Below are 18,879 nucleotides of genomic sequence, written 5' to 3' on the forward strand. Positions count from 1 at the left end.
CGTCCGGTGACCGGTAACAACCGTTCCCACGCACTGAACGCGACTAAACGCCGTTTCCTGCCGAACCTGCACTCTCACCGTTTCTGGGTTGAGAGCGAGAAGCGTTTTGTCACCCTGCGTGTATCTGCTAAAGGTATGCGTGTTATTGATAAGAAAGGCATCGATACAGTTCTGTCCGAACTGCGTGCCCGTGGCGAAAAGTACTAAGTACTTAACGAGGAAATAAATCATGGCTAAAGGTATTCGCGAGAAAATCAAGCTGGTTTCTTCTGCTGGTACAGGTCACTTCTACACCACCACGAAGAACAAACGTACTAAACCGGAAAAACTGGAACTGAAAAAATTCGATCCAGTTGTCCGTCAGCACGTTCTGTACAAAGAAGCTAAAATCAAATAATTTTAGTTTCGATGTCATGAAAAACCTCGCCTCGGCGGGGTTTTTTGTTTTCTACGCGTCCCCATAATAGAGAGATCTGTATTTGAGCCGGAGACGCTATGCCTGAATTACCCGAAGTTGAAACCAGCCGCCGGGGCATTGAACCCCACCTGGTCGGTGCGACCATTCAATACGCCGTTATCCGCAACGGTCGCCTTCGCTGGCCCGTCTCTGATGAAATCTACCGCCTGAGCGACAAGCCCGTCCTGAGCGTTCAGCGACGCGCTAAATACCTTCTGCTGGAACTCCCTGACGGCTGGATAATTATCCATCTGGGAATGTCGGGTAGCCTGCGTATCCTGTCCGAAGAACTGCCTGCTGAGAAACATGACCATGTTGACCTGGTGATGAGCAACGGCAAAGTACTGCGTTATACCGACCCACGCCGCTTTGGTGCCTGGCTATGGACCACGGAGCTGGAAGGGCACAGCGTGCTCGCTCATCTCGGCCCAGAGCCGCTGAGTGCGGAATTTAACGCCGACTATCTGCTGGCGAAGTGCGCGAAGAAGAAAACGGCGATTAAACCCTGGCTGATGGATAATAAGCTGGTGGTGGGCGTGGGGAATATCTACGCGAGCGAATCGCTGTTTGCCGCGCGGATCCATCCGGATCGGCTGGCGTCATCGCTCTCAAGAGAAGAGGGTGAACGGTTAGTCGGCGCGATCAAAGCCGTGCTGGCGCGATCGATTGAACAGGGTGGGACAACGCTAAAAGACTTCCTGCAAAGCGACGGCAAACCGGGCTATTTTGCTCAGGAGCTGCAGGTCTATGGGCGTAAAGGGGAAGCGTGTCGGGTATGCGGGGCGCCGATTGTGGCGAGCAAGCATGCGCAGCGGGCGACGTTTTACTGCAAACAGTGCCAGAAGTAACTCATCCAGGTAGCCCGGCCAAGCGAAGCGCCGCCGGGAACGACCCCAAAACCTACTTCAGCTTCTCCATCAACGCCTGATGCACGTTCACCGGCAGGAAGTGGGTAACGTCCCCATTATGGCGCGCCACCTCTTTTACCAGCGATGATGAGATAAATGACCACTCTTTGGAAGGCATCAGGAAGACGCTTTCCAGCTCCGGCATCAGATGGCGATTCATATGCGCCAGCTGCATCTCATACTCAAAGTCAGCGACGGCACGCAGGCCGCGAATCAGAATATTGGCCTGCTGCGTGCGGGCAAAGTTCGCCATCAGATCGCTGAACCCCATCACCTCGACGTTAGCAAGATGCGCCGTGGCCTGCTGTGCCAGCGCCACACGCTCGCTCAAATCAAACATCGGTTTTTTACTGGGACTGGCGGCAATAGCGAGGATGACATGGTCAAACATGCAGGCTGCACGGGTCACGATATCAAGGTGACCGTTGGTAATCGGATCGAATGTGCCTGGATAAATCGCCCGTTTTTGCATAGTCATCCTCAATGCGTTTTCGGTGGCAGGTAAGGCTCCAGAAGCTGTAGCAGGCGCTGCAGTGCGCCCTGATTCTGGTAAAGAACCTCAACGGCATGACGGCCATAGAAACTACGGTAGTCTTCATCGGCTAACAGCGAAGCCACTTCTTTCTCAAGGCTGGCGGCATCGGTGACGGTAATCAGCCCGCTCGCCTGCTCCAGACGCGCGCAGATATCTTTGAAGTTAAAGGTGTGTGGCCCCATCAGCACCGGAATCGCATGGGCGGCTGCTTCCAGCGGGTTGTGCCCGCCGCGTTCAACCAGTGAACCGCCAACAAACGCCAGATCGGCAATGCCGTAGAGCAGCATCAGTTCACCCATCGTGTCGCCAATCACCACCTGAGTGGTGGCGGAAGGCACTTCGCCGGAAGAGCGAGTCGTATAGCTCAGGCCTGCCTGACGGGTAAGGTTGATGGCATCCGGGAAACGCTCAGGATGACGAGGCACCAGAATCAACAGAAGATCGGGGTATTGCTGTAGCAGCGCTTTATGCGCGGCAATGATGATGCTCTCTTCGCCATCATGGGTGCTGGTGGCAATCCATACCGGGCGATGCGGAGCCCATTGGCGGCGCAGCGTGACGGCTCTGGCCGCCAACTGTGGCGTTACCGAGATATCAAACTTCAGGCTGCCGGTAATAGTGACCTGATTGTTTTTTGCCCCCAAGGCAACAAAACGTTTTCCGTCTTCTTCATTCTGCGCAGCAATCAGCGTGATGCGTTGCAGCAGCGTACGAACAAACGAGCCCAGTTTTGCGTAACCGGCAGCGGAACGTTCGGAAAGACGGGCGTTGGCAATGACCAGTGGAATATGGCGACGATGCAGCGCGGCAATCAGGTTCGGCCATAGCTCCGTTTCCATGATAAGCACCAGCTTAGGGTCAATCTTATCGAGGAAGCGATTAAGCGCATCGGGTAAATCATACGGCAGATAGACGTGCTGAACATCTTTGCCAAAAGCGGACTGAACGCGTTCTGAACCCGTTGGGGTCATCGTGGTCACAGTAATCGGTAAATCAGGGTAACGATGACGCAGCGCGCGAACCAGAGGGATAGCGGCGAGTGTTTCACCGACGGAAACCGAATGCAGCATAATGCCGCCAGGCTTAAGCGGCTGGCGGTAGAAGCCATAACGTTCACCCCAGCGTTTGCGATAGGCTGGAGCTTTACGTCCGCGCACCCAAAGCCGTATCCAGATGAGAGGCTGAATAAGATAGAGCAATGTGGTGTAGAGCAACTCAAGCATGGGCGTTAGCTGGCTAATGGATGTGCTGGGGATTCTATGTATTTACCCGGTGCTTTGCTATTACTTTTGCCATTAAGGGACCAATTAGGCGCTAAAGTGGTCAATCTACCGTGTGATAGACCATTATGTTGTATTCCTGCGTAACTCTTTGAAATTAAAGTCAGGGGCTAAAGAAGATAACAAGATTGGTCCTGAGATCGACACCAATCTGTGCTAATGAGTTGATTGGAAAGACTAAAAGAAAATGTGCTTAACTTTTATTCGTATCGGATTGCCACTAAAGAAGTGGTACACTAGCGCGCAAAATTTAAGTGCGATATCAGTAATCAGGCAACTGTTGAGCTTGGGGCGGTAGCGTGCTTTTTTTTGCTTAACGGTATCGGACACTCTCAACAAAAGAGCCGCTTGTGGAAAAGTTATTCAGAAATATCCTGGTCATTAAAATGCGTTTTCATGGCGATATGCTGCTGACAACCCCCGTCATCAGTACATTAAAACGTAACTATCCCGATGCTAAAATCGATGTGCTCCTTTATGAAGACACAAAGCCGATTTTATCTGAAAATCCGGAAATTAATGCGCTGTATGGAATCAGTAAGAAAAACGCCACAACAAAAAAGAAAATCGCTAACTTCATTTCATTAATAAAAAAATTACGCCAAAACCAATATGATTTAGTGATCAACTTGACCGATCAGTGGCTGGTTGCACTATTGGTCCGTTTTTTGTCGGCTGGTACAAAACTTTCCCCTGATTTCCCGCACCGCCAGAAACCTTTCTGGCAGAAGAGCTTTACGCACCTTGTGCCGATTACTGGCGATCATATCGTTGAACGTAACCTGTCGGTTTTGAATCCGCTTGGGCTGAGCACGCTCAATCGCGAACTGTCTATGAACTATGCTCCTGCCCATTGGCAAAACATCCATGAACAGCTAGAACAGCTCAACGTGGGTGAGCGCTATGTCGTTATTCAGCCAACCGCACGTCAGATTTTTAAATGCTGGGATAACGAGAAATTTCGCGAGGTTATCGATGCCTTACAGGAACAGGGTTATCCGGTTGTGCTGACCTCTGGACCAGGGAAGGATGACCAGGAGTGCATCCGTGATATTGCGGAAGGATGCAAATTACCTCCCGTCACCGCACTGGCGGGTAAAACGACGTTTCCTGAACTGGCGGCTCTCATTGACCATGCGGCATTGTTTATCGGCGTTGATTCCGCTCCAATGCATATTTCAGCCGCGGTGAAGACCCCTATCATTTGTCTATTTGGCGCAACGGATCATATCGCGTGGCGACCATGGGCGGAAAATGTCACGCTGCTATGGGCCGGCCACTATCAACCAGTACCGCCAAGAGAGCGACTGGACCGCAGCTATAAATATCCGTCAGTGATCCCTGCGGTGGATGTTATTAACGCGGCCAGACAAGTGCTCAATGGCGCAGCGCCAGAAGCCAAGGTGAATGCACAATGATTGTTGCTCTCTGCCTGTACAAATATTTCCCCTATGGGGGATTACAGCGCGACTTTATGCGCATCGCTAAGACAATTGCTGCGCGCGGACATCATGTCCGGGTCTATACGCGAGCCTGGCAAGGGGAACGCCCGGCGGAGTTTGAGTGCGTTGATGTTCCGGTGACGGCGCATTCTAACCATGGGCGAGATAAGCAGTATCAAACGTGGGTTCAACAGCATTTAACTCAACATCCGGCAGACCGCGTGCTGGGCTTTAACAAAATGCCGGGGTTGGATTACTACTACGCCGCCGACGTGTGTTATGCGGCTAAAGTCTCGAAAGAAAAGGGATTTTTGTATCGCTTAACTGCACGATACCGTCACTATGCGGCCTTTGAGCAAGCGGTGTTTAAACCTGGCGTAAAGACAAAGCTGCTGATGCTGACAACAAAGCAAATTGTTGATTTTAAAAAGTTTTACCATACGGAAGACGATCGCTTTCAGCTCCTTCCTCCCGGTATCTACCCCGACAGAAAATACAGCAATCAGCCGCCTGGCAGTCGTGAACGCTACCGTGAAGCCAACGGTATCACCCCGCAGCAGTTTTTATTGCTGCAGGTGGGTTCTGACTTCTCACGTAAAGGGGTCAGCCGCTCAATTGCTGCTGTCGCTGCACTGCCTGAGGCTATTCGTCGCCAAACCCAGCTCTTTGTTGTCGGCCAGGATAAACCGCGCACCTTCGCTTCGCAGGCAGAAAAATTGGGTGTGAAAGAAAATGTCCATTTCTTTGCGGGGCGTGATGATGTTGCTCATCTGATGGCGGCCGCGGATGTGTTATTACATCCGGCGAAGCAGGAAGCCGCGGGAATTGTACTGGTTGAAGCTATCGCGGCAGGTTTGCCTGTACTCGTAACAGAGGTTTGCGGATATGCGCCTCATGTTGCGGCGGCAGGATGCGGTGCCGTGTTTAGTGAACCTTTTGAGCAAAATGCGCTTGATGGTGCGTTGCAGAAAGTCCTGACGGATAGCTCACTGCGTGAAGAGTGGGCGCAAAAAGCGCGGCATTATGCGGATACGCAGGATCTCTATAGTCTGCCAGAACATGTTGCGGATATTATTACAGGTGAATTGCATGGTTGAGTTACATGAACCCTTTGCCACTTTGTGGAAGGGAAAAGACCCATTCATCGAGGTTAGAAAGCTTCAGGGTGAGGTCTTTCGGGAGCTAGAAACCCGTCGCACACTTCGTTTTAGCGTCGCTGATAAGAGCTATTTTTTGAAGTGGCACCGAGGTACTACTTATAAAGAAGTTATTAAGAATCTGCTTTCACTGCGTATGCCGGTACTCGGGGCTGACCGTGAGTGGAATGCTATACACCGTTTAGCTTCTTTGGGCGTTGATACGATGCATGGCGTTGCATTTGGCGAAACAGGCTGGAATCCTGTTAAGAAAACCTCCTTTATCATTACCGAAGATTTAACGCCGACCATTAGCCTGGAAGATTATTGTGCAAAGTGGCGTGTTGAACCTCCGCAGCCGCGCATAAAAAGAATGCTGATTCAACGTGTAGCCAATATGGTTCGGGCGATGCATCTTGGCGGCGTTAACCACCGCGATTGCTATATTTGTCATTTCTTACTTCATCTCCCATTTGATGAGAAAAATGGCAATGATCTGAAAATTTCGGTGATCGATCTGCATCGAGCGCAAATCAGAAATAAAGTACCTTTGCGTTGGCGTAACAAAGATCTTACCGGGCTTTATTTTTCCTCCGATAATATCGGCCTAACAACCCGTGACTACTATCGATTTTTAAAGATATATTTCAATGGTAGCCTGAAAGATATTATTAAGAACGAAAATACGTTTATTGAGCAGGTTGAAGGAAAAGCCAAACTTATTCGCGAAAGGACAATTCGTAAATCACTGTAATTTTAGCTATAAAGAATGATTTGTAAATGGATTTTGTATTTCATGGAACGAAACAACACTACTTCTCTTCTTGCATTTTTAATTTATAAATATGTGCTGGATTTTGTTCCAATAGGGTTTATATGAATTCAAACACACAAATGCAATCTCCATCTAAAGGTATTGCAGCTTATTTGTTGTTATTTTCTTTTTGTGTTTTATGTTTTGTCTGGCCTATCCAGAATTCAATTCTGCCAACTAATAGGAATCTTTTCATATACTTAGGCACTGCGCTAACGCTATATTTTTGCGTGCGTAAAAAGTATATGCATATTGAGCTTAGTCGATTGGCAAAATATGCTATCGGTTTAATTCTTCTTTTCCTCGTATTCACATTGCTCAATGGTCTATTTGTTGCGGTTGATGTGAAAGAGATGATCCGTAGTTGGCAGGGACAATACCTACGAGCGGGGCTATTGTTCTTTGTTGGGCTTTTTTTGTACCCAATCTGTAAATATCACTTTAAAAATATAACCACCAATAAAGTGATGTCTTTAGTTGTTCTGTGTTCGTTAGGGGTTCTATTTATTCACCTGCTGCAGAATATCTATTTTTACATCAAGACAGGCACGATACTCTGGGGTCATACGTGGATCGTGCCAACTCGTACCGAGATGAGCTTCCAGATCAACATGGTAACGGGCATTTTGCTGGCAGAAATTGCCTGCCGGTTGTTCCTGGGCCGCAAATATCTGCTCTTCAGCAACAAACTGATGGCAGCCTTTATTCTGCTGTGCTTTATCTGTTCTGCGTTAGCGAAGACTCGTTGGGGCACCATCGGCCTGATTGGTAGCACGATTTCTATCTGCGTTTTTATTGCCTTGAAGGCGATTAGCCGTAAGAACTTGCCGAAGCTTAGTCTGGCCGCGCTAGTGGTAGCGATGGTTGTAGGTATTGTGGGTTACACTTCCTGGCATCAGGATGCTCGCTGGAAAAGCCTGAGTATGGATATGGTCGCTGGCTGGGATCTGGGTATGCACAGCCGTTGCTATAACGGTTTTGATGGTCCGTTAATGCAGGACAGCACTGGCCGTATAATGGATGACTCTAATAGCTGCCGAGCATCGTTCTTCCGCCAGGGGACTGATTTAATTGCGGAACACCCGTTTGGCGCCGGTCCGCGAAAAGACGCATTCTTAGTGTTGCTGCAGGAAAAATATCACGACCCTATTATTCAACAGTCTAACAGCCACTACGGGCTGATTGATGTCACGCTTCAGAACGGTGTCCTTGGGCTTATCAACTGGCTAGCATTCGTCTTGCTGATGATCCTTATTGGTTGGCGTGCATTCTCGCGTGATTTAATTATTCCAGGTTTGTACTTATCTCTCTTCACCGTGAGCTTCTTGTTCCGTAGCGGTGTGGATAACATGATGCGCGATCACTTCCTTGAGCAAAACCTTGCGTTATCCGGTTTAATGCTAGGCCTGATCTTTACGAGTAATAAAATATCACAGGCGAAAAAATGAAAGTTTTAATTATTCGTAGAGATAATATTGGCGACTTGATACTGACAACGCCGCTGATCTCCACTATTGCAAAAGACATGAATTGTAAGGTTGATTTGTTAGTTAACACCTACAACCAATCGATCATCGAAAATAACCCTCATGTCGGTAAAGTTTTCTTATACAGTAAGCTACATCATCGCTCTAAAGGTACATCTAGCCTTAAGGTGTTGTTTCAGCGACTGAAGACGATTATTGATCTGCGCCGTGCTAAATATGATGTTGCGATTATTGCGAAAGAACATTGGGATAAACGTCCTTTACAGTGGGCAAAATTAGCGGGCGCAAAAAGAATTATCGCGATTGGCAATGACTGCCCTGATATTATCACCGATGCTATTCCTGAAACTCAGGAGCAGCTTCATCTGGTCAATTTACTGGACAGATTAACGGGACCGCTAGGCTGTACTTCTAAACCTGGCCCGCTGGAGCTGTATGTCACGCCGAAAGAACTGACTGACATAAAAGCAAAGATAGATTTTCCTCAGGATGACCTGCCTGTTTATGGGTTGCAGATAAGCTCGCGAAGAGAAGAACAACAATGGCAAAAAGAAAAGTTTGTTGCGCTTGCGCATAAACTTGCTGCCGAGCAGGCATGTCATATCCTGTTATTCTGGTCTCCAGGAAAGTCAGATAATAAATTACATCCCGGTGATGACGAGAAGGCTGACTTTATCACCGAGCAGTGTGCCGATCTGCCGATTATTCCAGTAAGAACCAACACCGTACGTGAACTGATGGCCGGTATGTCGCTATGCGATCAGATTGTGACCAGCGACGGCGGTGCTTTGCATATTGCTGCTGGGGTACATAAACCGGTAGTTGCACTATTCGGCAACAAAGCCGCATGGCTATGGACCCCATGGGGAGTGCCGTACGAGATGCTGCAAGGAAAAGATTACGATGCTCGCAACATTAGCGTCGATGATGTATTCACGCGGTTTGTCAGCCTGCAGGAGCAGGTGCGAAAAAATACGGTAACGGATGAAGCATAAGCTTACTTATTGATATAGGTAAGTTGCTATATTGATCTCTGTCTGGCGATAGGTTAAATAGGTTTTATTTAATGATTAGAGCATTGAGAAAAAGAATTCAGCTATTACTGGTTAATCTTTTTTTAATGATACATACTCGTAAGAAAGATTTTTCTTTTAGTCAGCAAGAATTTGAAAATCAGGATAAAAGTCAGCTGAAGAATATCCTGATTTATTCTTCAACGGCGCTGGGTGATTTCATGATGAACTCTCCAGCAATTCATGCGCTTCGCCAGACATATCCTTCTGCGGCAATCACTTTGATATGCCACAAAAAGATGTATGACTTCCTCAAGGGGGGGAGAGACTGGGACGATCTTATTTCGTGGGACAATAAGCTCACAACCCTCCCGGCGTTAGTTAAAGAGATCAAAAAGCGTGGAACGCCTGATCTGACGGTGATTCTTCACTCCCATACACCTTACGATTTCCTCAGCGCCATTATGGCTGGCACGAAGTATGTCTTTGTTGATAACGATAAACAGGACATCCCGCTCGTCAGCAAATGGGCGACCAACAGAATCAGCAAATTTGTTGGGCATACTATTCAGCGAAAGCTGGAGCTCATCATGCCTTTGCTGAATGAAAAACCAGATAACAGCATGCACCTGCCATTCCCTGTCGAACGTACGGTGAGTGAGGCAGATTCGCAGCTGCGCTGGATTGGTTTTCAAATGGGAGCGTCATCCTTTAAGAAATGCTGGCCTGTTGAGCGATTTGTCACTTTCGCAAACCAACTGTTTGCCCATGATGACGTGCGTGTCGTCCTGATTGGTGCGCCGAATGAAGTGCCTCTGCAGGATGAATTTTTGCAAAAACTGGATAGCCGCTTTCATGATCGTGTAAAACCGCTTATCGGTAAAACGACGCTCAAGGGGCTGATTCAGGAAGTGAAGAATATGGACCTGCTGGTAACATCAGATACGGGCCCTATGCACCTTGCTGTGGCAATGCGAGTACCGACGGTGAGTATGTATGTGATCACTTCACCTTATCTCTATGGTCCCTATCAGGACCCTCAATTGCACAAGGTGGTTTACAAAGCCTATACAACACTGGATGAAATTAAGTACCGTTCAGCGCTTGAGAAGGTGAGTTGTGAAGAGATCATGGTGCATGTAAAACCCTTCCTGCAGTAAGTTCATCGATGCTCTGCATGTTCTGTTAAGCGTGCAGAGCCGAAGGTTTATGTATCGGAAGGTAGGTGTTTTAGTACTTGCTGAGCGGTGAGTAACCGCAGTTTACCTTCCGGAGCAATGCACGTTAACTGGTTCTTGCCGTAACCACCGATGAGGCCAGGGTCGGTGGGACCATAGAGCGTCACGTTTGGGCGATCGAGCGCGGCGGTCAGATGGCTAAGACCAGTATCAACCGACACCACAAATTCTGCGCCGGCTAGGATGCGCGCAATTTCCTCAAGGCTCATCCGCGGCAGCACATCGACATTATCAAACCCTTCCGCAATTCTTCTTGCTCTTTCCTCTTCATGTGGTGCCCCCCAGGGCAGCTTAATACGAATCCCTGTCTTCGGTATCAGCGCAATAAGATCCCGCCAGTGAGCTTCTGTCCAATGCTTATCATCGCGCGTTGTCGCATGCAAAAATACGGCGTAGGGCTGTGATTCAGACGTCTGCTGTTTTACAAAGTGTTGCGCAATGGCGTAATCACCCTGAGCTTCTGGTTTGACATACCCCAGACTTTTGGCAAACAGCTCGCGCGTACGTTCCACGGCATGCTGCGCTTTAGCGATATGGTGCTTACGGTTATAGAACAGACTCGCCAGCGGCTCACGCGCGGTGCTCCAGTCCATACCATTTTTGACGCCATGGGCGAGGCGAGTGACCAGCGCAGCGCTTTTAACCAGCCCTTGAGCGTCAATGACGGCATCGTAGGCAACGGCCTGAACCGCTTCTTTAAAGGCTTTCCGCTCGGCTTTTATCGGCGCAGAGAACCACGCTTTACGCCAGCGGCGAATCGCCACCGGTATTACGCGATCGACGGCTTCATGCCAGGAGGGAATCTGCGCGAAGCCCTCCTCGACAACCCAATCGAAACGGATGCCTGGAATGGCGCGCATAGCATCGGTGAGTGCGGGCAGCGTGTGCAGCACGTCACCCATGGAAGATGTTTTGACGATCAGAACCCGCATGCGTCAGGCTTCCTCGCTCGACATCAGAGCATTGAGCTCTTCCAGCACGCGGGCTGGGGTAATATCAATCAGGCTCTGGTGATAGCCTTGGGCGGAGTCGCCTTTACGCACTTTGTGATAGCCGGTGATAAGGCGAATCACGCGCGCCTTATTGGAAAGCGGCGGCGTAAAGTCAGGGCTGCTTGGCCCATAGAGCGCGACCAGCGGGCGGTTAAGCGCGGCGGCAACGTGCATAAGGCCGGAATCATTGGTGACGATAGCCTTGCAGGCGGCAATCAGAATGACGGCCTGTTCCAGCTGGGTTTCCCCGGCCAGATTGCGGCACCAGCCTTTTTGTTCGTCGCTCAGTGAAGCGATGATCTCATTGCCGGCGTCGTTATCTTTCGCCGAGCCGAAGAGGACAATCTGGTTACCCTCATCAATGAGCTGTTTTGCCAGCGTCGCGTAGTGATAATGCGGCCAACGTTTCGCCGGGCCAAACTCAGCGCCGGGACAAAAGCCGATCATCGGGCGCTCGCTGGAAAGTGAAAACGCGTTGCAGGTCAGGGATTTCTCCCCTTCGTTAACCTGCAGCTGCGGCCATAGCAGCGGCTGCGGCAGATCTTTGGCGCAGCGCATCACGCCTTTGTCATAAGCCAGCGCGACGTAGCGCTCGACCATCAACGGCCAGGCGTCTTTGTCCAGCACGCGCGCGTCATTCAGCAGGCCGTAGCGCATTTCTCCGCGCCAGCCGGTTCGCAGCGGAATACCTGCAAAGAACGGCACCAGCGCCGATTTAAACGAGTTAGGCAGGACGTACGCGCGGTCATAGCGCTTTTCACGCAGGCTATGACCGAGCTTGCGCCGTTCGCCAATTTCCAGCGCGCCATGCCCAAGCGGCATCGCGATCGCGTCGTTGACTTCCAGCCTCCGCGATAACAGCGGACGGCACCATGCGGGTGCCATCACGTCGATTATCGCCTGGGGATAGCGCGCCTTGAGCGTGCGATAGAGACTTTGCGACATCATCATGTCGCCCACCCATGACGGGCCGATCACCAGTATTTTCATGCTAACTTCTTACGCGTCGCGGTTCAGCCAGGCCATATATTCCGTTACGCCTTCGGCGACGGTCTTAAACGGCTTATCGTAGCCTGCTGCGCGCAGGTTGGTCAGATCGGCCTGTGTGAACGCCTGATAGCGGCCTTTCAGTTTGTCCGGGAACGGAATGTATTCGATGCTGCCTTTTTTGTGGTACGCCAGGGTGGCATCTGCAACGGCCTGGAAGGATTCTGCGCGGCCGGTACCCAGGTTAAAGATGCCGGATTTGCCGTTTTCCCAGAACCACAGGTTCACTGCGGCAACGTCGCCAACGTAGACGAAGTCACGTTTGAAGCCGTCGCTGCCTTCGAACAGTTTCGGGCTTTCGCCATTGTTCAACTGGGTGTTCAGGTGGAACGCCACGCTCGCCATGCTGCCTTTGTGCCCTTCACGTGGGCCATAGACGTTGAAGTAACGGAAACCGACGATTGGGGAATCCACTTCTGGCATGATGCGACGTACGTATTCGTCGAACAGGAATTTGGAGTAACCGTAAACGTTCAGCGGTTTTTCAAACTCACGGGACTCGATGAAGTCGCTGGTGCGGCCGCCGTAGGTGGCTGCGGAAGAGGCGTACAGGAACGGAATTTCACGCTCCAGGCAGTAGTGCAGCAGCTCTTTGGAGTACTGATAGTTGTTATCCATCACATACTTACCGTCCCACTCGGTGGTGGAAGAGCAGGCACCTTCGTGGAAGACCGCTTCGATTTCACCGAACTCTTCACCGGCCATAACCTGGATCAGAAAGTCTTCTTTATCCATGTAGTCGGTGATATCCAGATCGACCAGGTTCACAAACTTGGTGCCATCTTTCAGGTTATCCACCACCAGAATGTCGGTGATGCCTTTGTCATTGAGCGCTTTCACGATGTTGCTGCCAATAAAGCCAGCGCCGCCGGTAACGATAATCATAACTGTAACCTTTGAAATGAATAGGCCCTGGACAATCCCGGGCACGAATACCCTTTATCATATCATCACATTGCTAAGCCTTCAGCCTTTCGCCGTGTCGTGAACATCAGGCCACGTGATTTATGCTGCAAATAATTCATTCAGAAATGCATCATCTCGTATCTGCGTATAGCTTTGGGTAATATGTGCCAAATTTTACCGGATCTGGAGAGTTGCAATGCGTGGTGATTTCTACAAACAGTTAACGAACGACCTGGACACCGCTCGCGCGGAAGGGTTGTTTAAAGAAGAACGTATTATCACCTCCGCTCAGCAGGCGGACATCACCGTGGGTGACGGCAGCCACGTCATCAACTTCTGTGCCAACAACTACCTTGGCCTGGCGAACCATCCTGAACTGATTAACGCCGCGAAAGCGGGCATGGACAGCCACGGCTTTGGTATGGCTTCAGTCCGTTTTATCTGCGGCACCCAGGACAGCCACAAGGTGCTGGAGCAGAAGCTGGCGAGCTTCCTCGGTATGGAAGATGCGATTCTGTACTCCTCCTGCTTCGACGCCAACGGCGGCCTGTTTGAGACGCTGTTGGGCGCAGAAGACGCCATTATCTCCGATGCCCTGAACCATGCCTCAATCATCGACGGCGTGCGTCTGTGCAAGGCGAAGCGTTTCCGTTACGCCAACAACGATATGGTTGAGCTGGAAGAACGCCTGAAAGAAGCGCGTGCTGCCGGTGCGCGTCATGTGCTGATTGCCACCGATGGCGTGTTCTCCATGGACGGCGTGATCGCCAACCTGAAAGGCGTGTGCGATCTGGCAGACATTTACGATGCGCTGGTGATGGTCGATGACTCCCACGCCGTCGGTTTTGTCGGCGAAAACGGCCGTGGCTCCCATGAATACTGCGACGTGATGGGCCGTGTGGACATCATCACCGGCACGCTGGGCAAAGCGCTCGGCGGCGCGTCCGGCGGCTATACCGCTGCGCGCAAAGAGGTGGTGGAGTGGCTACGTCAGCGCTCTCGCCCGTACCTGTTCTCCAATTCCCTGGCGCCAGCCATCGTTGCCGCGTCTATCAAAGTACTCGAAATGGTCGAGTCCGGCGCTGAGCTGCGCGATCGCCTGTGGGCCAATGCGCGTCTGTTCCGCGAAAAAATGACCGCGGCAGGTTTCACCCTTGCGGGTGCCGATCACGCCATTATTCCGGTGATGCTGGGTGATGCCGTTATCGCGCAGAACTTTGCCCGTGAGCTGCAAAAAGAAGGGATCTACGTGACCGGCTTCTTCTTCCCGGTCGTACCAAAAGGCCAGGCGCGTATTCGCACCCAGATGTCGGCGGCGCATACGACGGAACAAATTGAACGTGCGGTGGAAGCCTTTACCCGCATCGGTAAACAACTGGGCGTCATTGCCTAAGGGTGTGAGATGAAAGCGTTATCCAAACTGAAAGCGGAAGAAGGGATCTGGATGACCGATGTTCCGGAACCGGAACTCGGCCATAACGACCTGCTGATTAAAATTCGCAAAACCGCTATCTGCGGTACCGATGTGCATATCTACAACTGGGATGAATGGTCACAGAAGACCATCCCGGTTCCGATGGTTGTCGGCCACGAGTACGTGGGTGAAGTGGTCGGGATTGGTCAGGAAGTGCGTGGCTTTAAAATCGGCGACCGCGTCTCCGGTGAAGGCCATATCACCTGCGGCCACTGCCGTAACTGCCGCGCCGGTCGTACTCACCTGTGCCGTAACACCATTGGCGTGGGCGTAAACCGCCCAGGCTGCTTCGCGGAATATCTGGTGATCCCTGCGTTTAACGCCTTCAAAATCCCGGACAATATCTCTGACGATCTGGCCTCTATCTTCGATCCATTCGGCAATGCGGTGCACACGGCGCTCTCCTTCGACCTGGTGGGTGAAGATGTGCTGGTCTCCGGTGCGGGCCCGATTGGCGTGATGGCGGCAGCCGTGGCGAAACACGTGGGTGCGCGTAACGTGGTGATCACCGACGTGAACGAATACCGTCTGGATCTGGCGCGCAAAATGGGCGTTACCCGCGCGGTTAATGTTTCCAAAGAGAATCTGAACGATGTGATGGCTGAGTTGGGTATGACCGAAGGCTTCGATGTGGGCCTGGAGATGTCCGGCGCGCCGCCGGCGTTCCGTTCTATGCTCGACACCATGAACCACGGTGGGCGTATCGCGATGCTGGGGATTCCGCCATCTGATATGTCTATCGACTGGACCAAGGTTATCTTTAAGGGACTGTTTATTAAAGGTATCTATGGTCGTGAAATGTTTGAAACCTGGTACAAGATGGCGGCGTTGATCCAGTCTGGTCTGGATCTGTCACCGATGATTACCCACCGTTTCGGCATTGATGACTTCCAGAAAGGCTTTGACGCCATGCGTTCCGGTCAGTCGGGCAAAGTGGTACTGAGTTGGGATTAGGTATTAAGCTGGTAGGATAAATAGCGAATAGCCAGATACGATAATTATCTGGCTATTTTTTTACTTGCCACGAATTTTTCGTGAAAGCCGGCGAAGATTTTCTTTTAATAAAATTAGCTTATAAACGAAACCATGACCCTGAATATCGATGTTGTACTTATTCCGGAGCGTTATGATATCGTTCGCCTGGCATATTTTCAGACTGCCCTTGCATGAGAGATCGATAACTTTAAGTTCACCTGATGGTGTCCTGATAAAATTGCCAGGGTGAATGTCATTTGAAGCAAGACCAGCGTTGTGAAGTTTGATAATACAGTCTTTTACATCCTGCGCGTTACTTTCGTTAATCTCGGTAAGAGGCTCGCCGTCAATATATTCATGAATAGTAGATACTTCAACACATTGACGTAATTGACATTTTTCAGCCACGTAGTAGAGATCTGCGGTGCAGGAACGCTGCTCGGGTGTTAGCCGCCCAAGTCGCTTAATCATGTTTGAATAAAAGGGGCCAAAAATAAAGTTTAATGCTTTTTTCTCAAAGCGATGGTCAATTTCGCGATCGTTTTTGACGATAAACTTTTTATTATCATACTCGACAAGATAAACACTCCGAAAACCATTTTCAGCATTTAGTGGTTTTCCCTTTATTTCATTGCGCGCGAATTTTTCCATCAACGAAGGGAAGTTAATATTTTTTTTCTTGAAATAGACGTTAAAACCATCCAATTCAGTCTGAATAATATTCATTAAATTCACCTCCGTATATCTAATCTTGTTGAAATAATAACGCTCTGTATTATACAAAACTGTGTCGCTAACGTTTAGTTAATACATGCTTTTATGTGAAATGAGCAGAAATAACGACTTTTTATTTTATCTAATTGAAAAATATAGATTTATTAAGGGGTGAAATGAGGCTTTTTCGATGTAAAGCATCGAGGCCGCAAAGATGCCCGCACCATCATCACCTGCGTATTGTTCATTTTGTGAGAGAGATCAAATCTGCGTTACAAAATCCTTTGCCATACTCAGGTAGAAACAAAGTTAGCAATTTGTGCTATTTTCTGTAACTCAGACGTGTAAAACAAGAGGTTATAAAAGTAGTTAATATAAATTTGTATGGGGGCTGGCCTATTTTCCGAGAAATTGTGCGTCTTTTTAAACCTTAATAGTATCTTAATAATCGAGTGATAGAGTAACCACAATCCCATAGATTAGCTGATTACCCTACTATGCAAAGTAAATATAAATTAAGCGTTATTATCCCGTTATATAATGCCGGTGGTTACTTTCGTGACTGTATGGAGTCGTTAATTGCGCAGACCTGGAAAGATCTCGAAATCATTATTGTTAATGATGGTTCTACGGATTGCTCCGTCGATATTGCGCAATACTATGTGGATAAGTATCCCCATGTTCGGCTGCTGCATCAGGCTAACCAGGGTGTCTCCGTTGCGCGTAACCTTGGCCTGGATGTGGCCGTAGGGGATTACATCGCATTCGTTGATGCTGATGATGAAGTCTATCCAGATATGTATGAAACGCTGATGGGGATGGCTTTACAGGATAATCTTGATGTTGCACAAGGCAACGCGGACTGGAGTTCGCGGGAAACGTCCCGAGTTTGGGTATCCATTCCAACCGATCGCCTGCGTTCTACCGGTGTCCTGTCCGGCCCGGACTGGTTGCGTATGGGGCTTGCTTCGCGGCGCTGGACGCATGTTCTCTGGATGGGGGTATATAGAAATGACCTCATTAAAGAACACAATATAAGATTTATCCCAGGGTTACATCATCAGGATGTCATGTGGAGTACGGCATTTATGTTTAATGCCACTCGTGTGAGATATACGGAAAAACCGTTATATAAGTACTACCAACACGATGGCTCAATTAGCCATATGAAGCGGCAGGGTGAAGCGAATTTAAATTATCAACGGCACTATATTAAAATAACTCGCCTGCTGGATGAGCTTAATCATAGCTACGCTAACCGTATCCCTATCTATCCTGAGTTTAAGCAACAGGTGATTTATGAAGGGCTGCGAGTATGCCACTGCATTCGTAAAGAACCCGATCCACAGATCCGCCAGCGGATGATTGCCGAGGTGTTTGTATCAGGCATGTTTAAACGCATGGTGTGTAACATCCGCAGCGTTAAGCTGGGCTATCAGGTCTTACTCTGGGCTTTGCGGTTCAGCAAATGGCGTGATAAATCACTCACGCCACGTCGCCTGTCACGATTAACGCTAGAATTGAACGACTAACTACTGCCACCCCTGCCACTGCAGCTGCATATACTGCACCAGCGTGCTGTGGGTGATGCTCTCGCTTAACACATTGAAGAAACGGCTGGCGTAAACTGGCTCCAGCGGTTTTTTCGGTTTGCAGAGCTTCACGCCGCGGAACGGATTGCGCGGTGCGGTTGGCTGACTTTGGGTTGGCAAACTGTTGTTTGGTCTTGAGGTATCAACCTGCGGCTCGTTAAGCAGGCTGCTTGGGCGAACCAGAGTAATGTCCGATGGCAGGTTGTAGACCATCTGCTGCAGTACGCGGACGGTGGTCGGGTGCGGGTGACCAATGGCGATGGCCGAACCGTTGCGGCGCGCTAAATCGATAGCCCGATTAAACTGCACGCGGATATCCGTTTCGTTCTGCGTATCGTCCAGGAAAACCCTGCGCTTAATCACCTTCACGCCGGTCCCGTTAGCGGCGCGCATTGCCTGGCTGTTGCCGATGGTCATGCTGTCGAGGAAATAGAGGTTATAGCGACTGAGCGCCTGCATCACCTTTTGCATCCCGAACAGGCTGGAAGTCATCGCGCTGCCCATATGGTTGTTCAGCCCGACGGCGTACGGCACCTTATCCACCGCTTCACGAATAATGCGTTCGATCTCATCGCTGCTCATGTCCGGGCGAAGGGTGTCCTTCTCCAGCGGCTGCTTGCTGAGCGGCGCCATCGGCAGGTGAATTAACACCTCGTGCCCGCTGTTATGGGCTTTGGTGGCCATTTCACGCGCGTGAGGCGCGTTGGGTAACACCGCGACGGAAATGGTGGAGGGCATCGCCAGCACCTGGTTTTCCGTCTGTGGACGATAACCAAAGTCATCGATAACGATTGATAATTTACCGGCGTAGCTCGGTGCGGCTAATGCCAGCGCACCGAGTAAAGCTATCCTGCGAAATTGAAGCAAAA

Annotated in this window: 19 protein-coding genes; 12 read left to right on the forward strand and 7 right to left on the reverse strand. The window is 50.0% G+C overall.

The features are described 5' to 3' along the window. The 3 genes from rpmB to mutM all read left to right on the forward strand — a co-directional run. Positions 1 to 207, forward strand: a 207-nt coding sequence (gene rpmB, locus RDN66_RS13300; protein WP_308537910.1) for a 50S ribosomal protein L28, incomplete at its 5' end; no start/stop codon positions are given. Between the two features lie 22 nt (positions 208 to 229). Next, on the forward strand, positions 230 to 397 hold the full coding sequence (gene rpmG, locus RDN66_RS13305) for a 50S ribosomal protein L33 (RefSeq protein ID WP_003024094.1): 168 nt from the start codon (positions 230 to 232) through the stop codon (positions 395 to 397). A 98-nt stretch (positions 398 to 495) separates the two neighbouring features. Continuing rightward, positions 496 to 1,305, forward strand: a complete 810-nt coding sequence (gene mutM, locus RDN66_RS13310) for a bifunctional DNA-formamidopyrimidine glycosylase/DNA-(apurinic or apyrimidinic site) lyase (RefSeq protein ID WP_202216969.1) — start codon at positions 496 to 498, stop codon at positions 1,303 to 1,305. 52 nt (positions 1,306 to 1,357) lie between these two features. On the opposite strand, the gene coaD is transcribed toward mutM, so the two are convergent. Together coaD and waaA are read right to left on the reverse strand one after the other, a co-directional pair. Further along, positions 1,358 to 1,837, reverse strand: a complete 480-nt coding sequence (gene coaD / locus RDN66_RS13315) for a pantetheine-phosphate adenylyltransferase (RefSeq protein ID WP_035894711.1) — start codon at positions 1,835 to 1,837, stop codon at positions 1,358 to 1,360. 8 nt (positions 1,838 to 1,845) lie between these two features. Next, positions 1,846 to 3,123, reverse strand: a complete 1,278-nt coding sequence (gene waaA / locus RDN66_RS13320; protein WP_035894683.1) for a lipid IV(A) 3-deoxy-D-manno-octulosonic acid transferase — start codon at positions 3,121 to 3,123, stop codon at positions 1,846 to 1,848. A gap of 407 nt (positions 3,124 to 3,530) precedes the next feature. On the opposite strand from waaA, the gene rfaQ reads away from it, so the two are divergent. From rfaQ to RDN66_RS13350, 6 genes are all read left to right on the forward strand, one after another. Then, entirely contained in the window at positions 3,531 to 4,598 is a 1,068-nt protein-coding gene (gene rfaQ, locus RDN66_RS13325) for a lipopolysaccharide core heptosyltransferase RfaQ (RefSeq protein ID WP_035894684.1), read from the forward strand. After that, complete coding sequence (locus tag RDN66_RS13330) at positions 4,595 to 5,719, forward strand: glycosyltransferase family 4 protein (protein ID WP_202216970.1); 1,125 nt, start codon at positions 4,595 to 4,597, stop codon at positions 5,717 to 5,719. The genes rfaQ and RDN66_RS13330 overlap by 4 nt, the downstream gene beginning before the upstream one ends. Further along, a complete protein-coding gene (gene rfaP / locus RDN66_RS13335) occupies positions 5,712 to 6,512 on the forward strand; it encodes a lipopolysaccharide core heptose(I) kinase RfaP (RefSeq protein ID WP_202216971.1) in 801 nt (266 codons plus the stop codon). The genes RDN66_RS13330 and rfaP overlap by 8 nt, the downstream gene beginning before the upstream one ends. Before the next feature lie 122 nt (positions 6,513 to 6,634). Beyond that, a complete protein-coding gene (locus tag RDN66_RS13340) occupies positions 6,635 to 8,020 on the forward strand; it encodes an O-antigen ligase family protein (RefSeq protein ID WP_308537911.1) in 1,386 nt (461 codons plus the stop codon). Beyond that, positions 8,017 to 9,054: a glycosyltransferase family 9 protein gene (locus tag RDN66_RS13345; protein WP_202216973.1), complete on the forward strand. Its 1,038-nt coding sequence runs from the start codon at positions 8,017 to 8,019 to the stop codon at positions 9,052 to 9,054. Before RDN66_RS13340 ends, RDN66_RS13345 begins: the two co-directional genes overlap by 4 nt. Positions 9,055 to 9,125: 71 nt before the next feature. Further along, positions 9,126 to 10,232, forward strand: a complete 1,107-nt coding sequence (locus RDN66_RS13350) for a glycosyltransferase family 9 protein (protein ID WP_051910762.1) — start codon at positions 9,126 to 9,128, stop codon at positions 10,230 to 10,232. A 47-nt stretch (positions 10,233 to 10,279) separates the two neighbouring features. On the opposite strand, the gene rfaC is transcribed toward RDN66_RS13350, so the two are convergent. The 3 genes from rfaC to rfaD are packed head-to-tail and all read right to left on the reverse strand — an operon-like array spanning position 10,280 to position 13,234. Further along, complete coding sequence (rfaC, locus tag RDN66_RS13355) at positions 10,280 to 11,242, reverse strand: lipopolysaccharide heptosyltransferase RfaC (protein ID WP_202216975.1); 963 nt, start codon at positions 11,240 to 11,242, stop codon at positions 10,280 to 10,282. A gap of 3 nt (positions 11,243 to 11,245) precedes the next feature. Next, on the reverse strand, positions 11,246 to 12,292 hold the full coding sequence (gene rfaF, locus RDN66_RS13360; protein WP_308537912.1) for an ADP-heptose--LPS heptosyltransferase RfaF: 1,047 nt from the start codon (positions 12,290 to 12,292) through the stop codon (positions 11,246 to 11,248). A gap of 9 nt (positions 12,293 to 12,301) precedes the next feature. Next, complete coding sequence (gene rfaD / locus RDN66_RS13365; RefSeq protein ID WP_123651048.1) at positions 12,302 to 13,234, reverse strand: ADP-glyceromanno-heptose 6-epimerase; 933 nt, start codon at positions 13,232 to 13,234, stop codon at positions 12,302 to 12,304. A gap of 217 nt (positions 13,235 to 13,451) precedes the next feature. On the opposite strand from rfaD, the gene kbl reads away from it, so the two are divergent. Together kbl and tdh are read left to right on the forward strand one after the other, a co-directional pair. Continuing rightward, a complete protein-coding gene (gene kbl / locus RDN66_RS13370) occupies positions 13,452 to 14,648 on the forward strand; it encodes a glycine C-acetyltransferase (RefSeq protein ID WP_202216977.1) in 1,197 nt (398 codons plus the stop codon). Between the two features lie 9 nt (positions 14,649 to 14,657). Then, a complete protein-coding gene (tdh, locus tag RDN66_RS13375; protein WP_035894695.1) occupies positions 14,658 to 15,683 on the forward strand; it encodes an L-threonine 3-dehydrogenase in 1,026 nt (341 codons plus the stop codon). Between the two features lie 60 nt (positions 15,684 to 15,743). Here tdh and RDN66_RS13380 read toward each other — a convergent pair whose 3' ends face one another. Continuing rightward, the gene (locus RDN66_RS13380; RefSeq protein WP_202216978.1) at positions 15,744 to 16,430 is read right to left on the reverse strand and encodes a lipopolysaccharide core heptose(II) kinase RfaY; all 687 of its coding nucleotides are present in this window, start codon (positions 16,428 to 16,430) and stop codon (positions 15,744 to 15,746) included. A gap of 485 nt (positions 16,431 to 16,915) precedes the next feature. Here RDN66_RS13380 and RDN66_RS13385 point away from each other — a divergent pair, with 485 nt between their 5' ends. Further along, positions 16,916 to 17,950, forward strand: coding sequence for a glycosyltransferase (locus RDN66_RS13385; RefSeq protein WP_202216979.1), 1,035 nt, complete (start codon positions 16,916 to 16,918; stop codon positions 17,948 to 17,950). On the opposite strand, the gene RDN66_RS13390 is transcribed toward RDN66_RS13385, so the two are convergent. Further along, positions 17,951 to 18,877 carry a divergent polysaccharide deacetylase family protein gene (locus RDN66_RS13390; RefSeq protein ID WP_308537913.1) on the reverse strand — a complete coding sequence of 309 codons (927 nt, stop codon included), beginning with the start codon at positions 18,875 to 18,877 and terminating at the stop codon, positions 17,951 to 17,953. Between the last annotated feature and the right edge of the window lie 2 nt (positions 18,878 to 18,879).

This window comes from uncultured Kluyvera sp. (assembly GCF_902485085.1).
Classification (GTDB): Bacteria; Pseudomonadota; Gammaproteobacteria; order Enterobacterales; family Enterobacteriaceae; genus Kluyvera; species Kluyvera ascorbata.

Coding starts and splice junctions, on each gene's coding strand:
- rpmG (WP_003024094.1), top strand. CDS start 230: ATGGCTAAAGGTATTCGCGAGAAAATCAAGCTGGTTTCTTCTGCTGGT.
- mutM (WP_202216969.1), top strand. CDS start 496: ATGCCTGAATTACCCGAAGTTGAAACCAGCCGCCGGGGCATTGAACCC.
- coaD (WP_035894711.1), bottom strand. CDS start 1,837: ATGCAAAAACGGGCGATTTATCCAGGCACATTCGATCCGATTACCAAC.
- waaA (WP_035894683.1), bottom strand. CDS start 3,123: ATGCTTGAGTTGCTCTACACCACATTGCTCTATCTTATTCAGCCTCTC.
- RDN66_RS13330 (WP_202216970.1), top strand. CDS start 4,595: ATGATTGTTGCTCTCTGCCTGTACAAATATTTCCCCTATGGGGGATTA.
- rfaP (WP_202216971.1), top strand. CDS start 5,712: ATGGTTGAGTTACATGAACCCTTTGCCACTTTGTGGAAGGGAAAAGAC.
- RDN66_RS13340 (WP_308537911.1), top strand. CDS start 6,635: ATGAATTCAAACACACAAATGCAATCTCCATCTAAAGGTATTGCAGCT.
- RDN66_RS13345 (WP_202216973.1), top strand. CDS start 8,017: ATGAAAGTTTTAATTATTCGTAGAGATAATATTGGCGACTTGATACTG.
- RDN66_RS13350 (WP_051910762.1), top strand. CDS start 9,126: ATGATTAGAGCATTGAGAAAAAGAATTCAGCTATTACTGGTTAATCTT.
- rfaC (WP_202216975.1), bottom strand. CDS start 11,242: ATGCGGGTTCTGATCGTCAAAACATCTTCCATGGGTGACGTGCTGCAC.
- rfaF (WP_308537912.1), bottom strand. CDS start 12,292: ATGAAAATACTGGTGATCGGCCCGTCATGGGTGGGCGACATGATGATG.
- rfaD (WP_123651048.1), bottom strand. CDS start 13,234: ATGATTATCGTTACCGGCGGCGCTGGCTTTATTGGCAGCAACATCGTG.
- kbl (WP_202216977.1), top strand. CDS start 13,452: ATGCGTGGTGATTTCTACAAACAGTTAACGAACGACCTGGACACCGCT.
- tdh (WP_035894695.1), top strand. CDS start 14,658: ATGAAAGCGTTATCCAAACTGAAAGCGGAAGAAGGGATCTGGATGACC.
- RDN66_RS13380 (WP_202216978.1), bottom strand. CDS start 16,430: ATGAATATTATTCAGACTGAATTGGATGGTTTTAACGTCTATTTCAAG.
- RDN66_RS13385 (WP_202216979.1), top strand. CDS start 16,916: ATGCAAAGTAAATATAAATTAAGCGTTATTATCCCGTTATATAATGCC.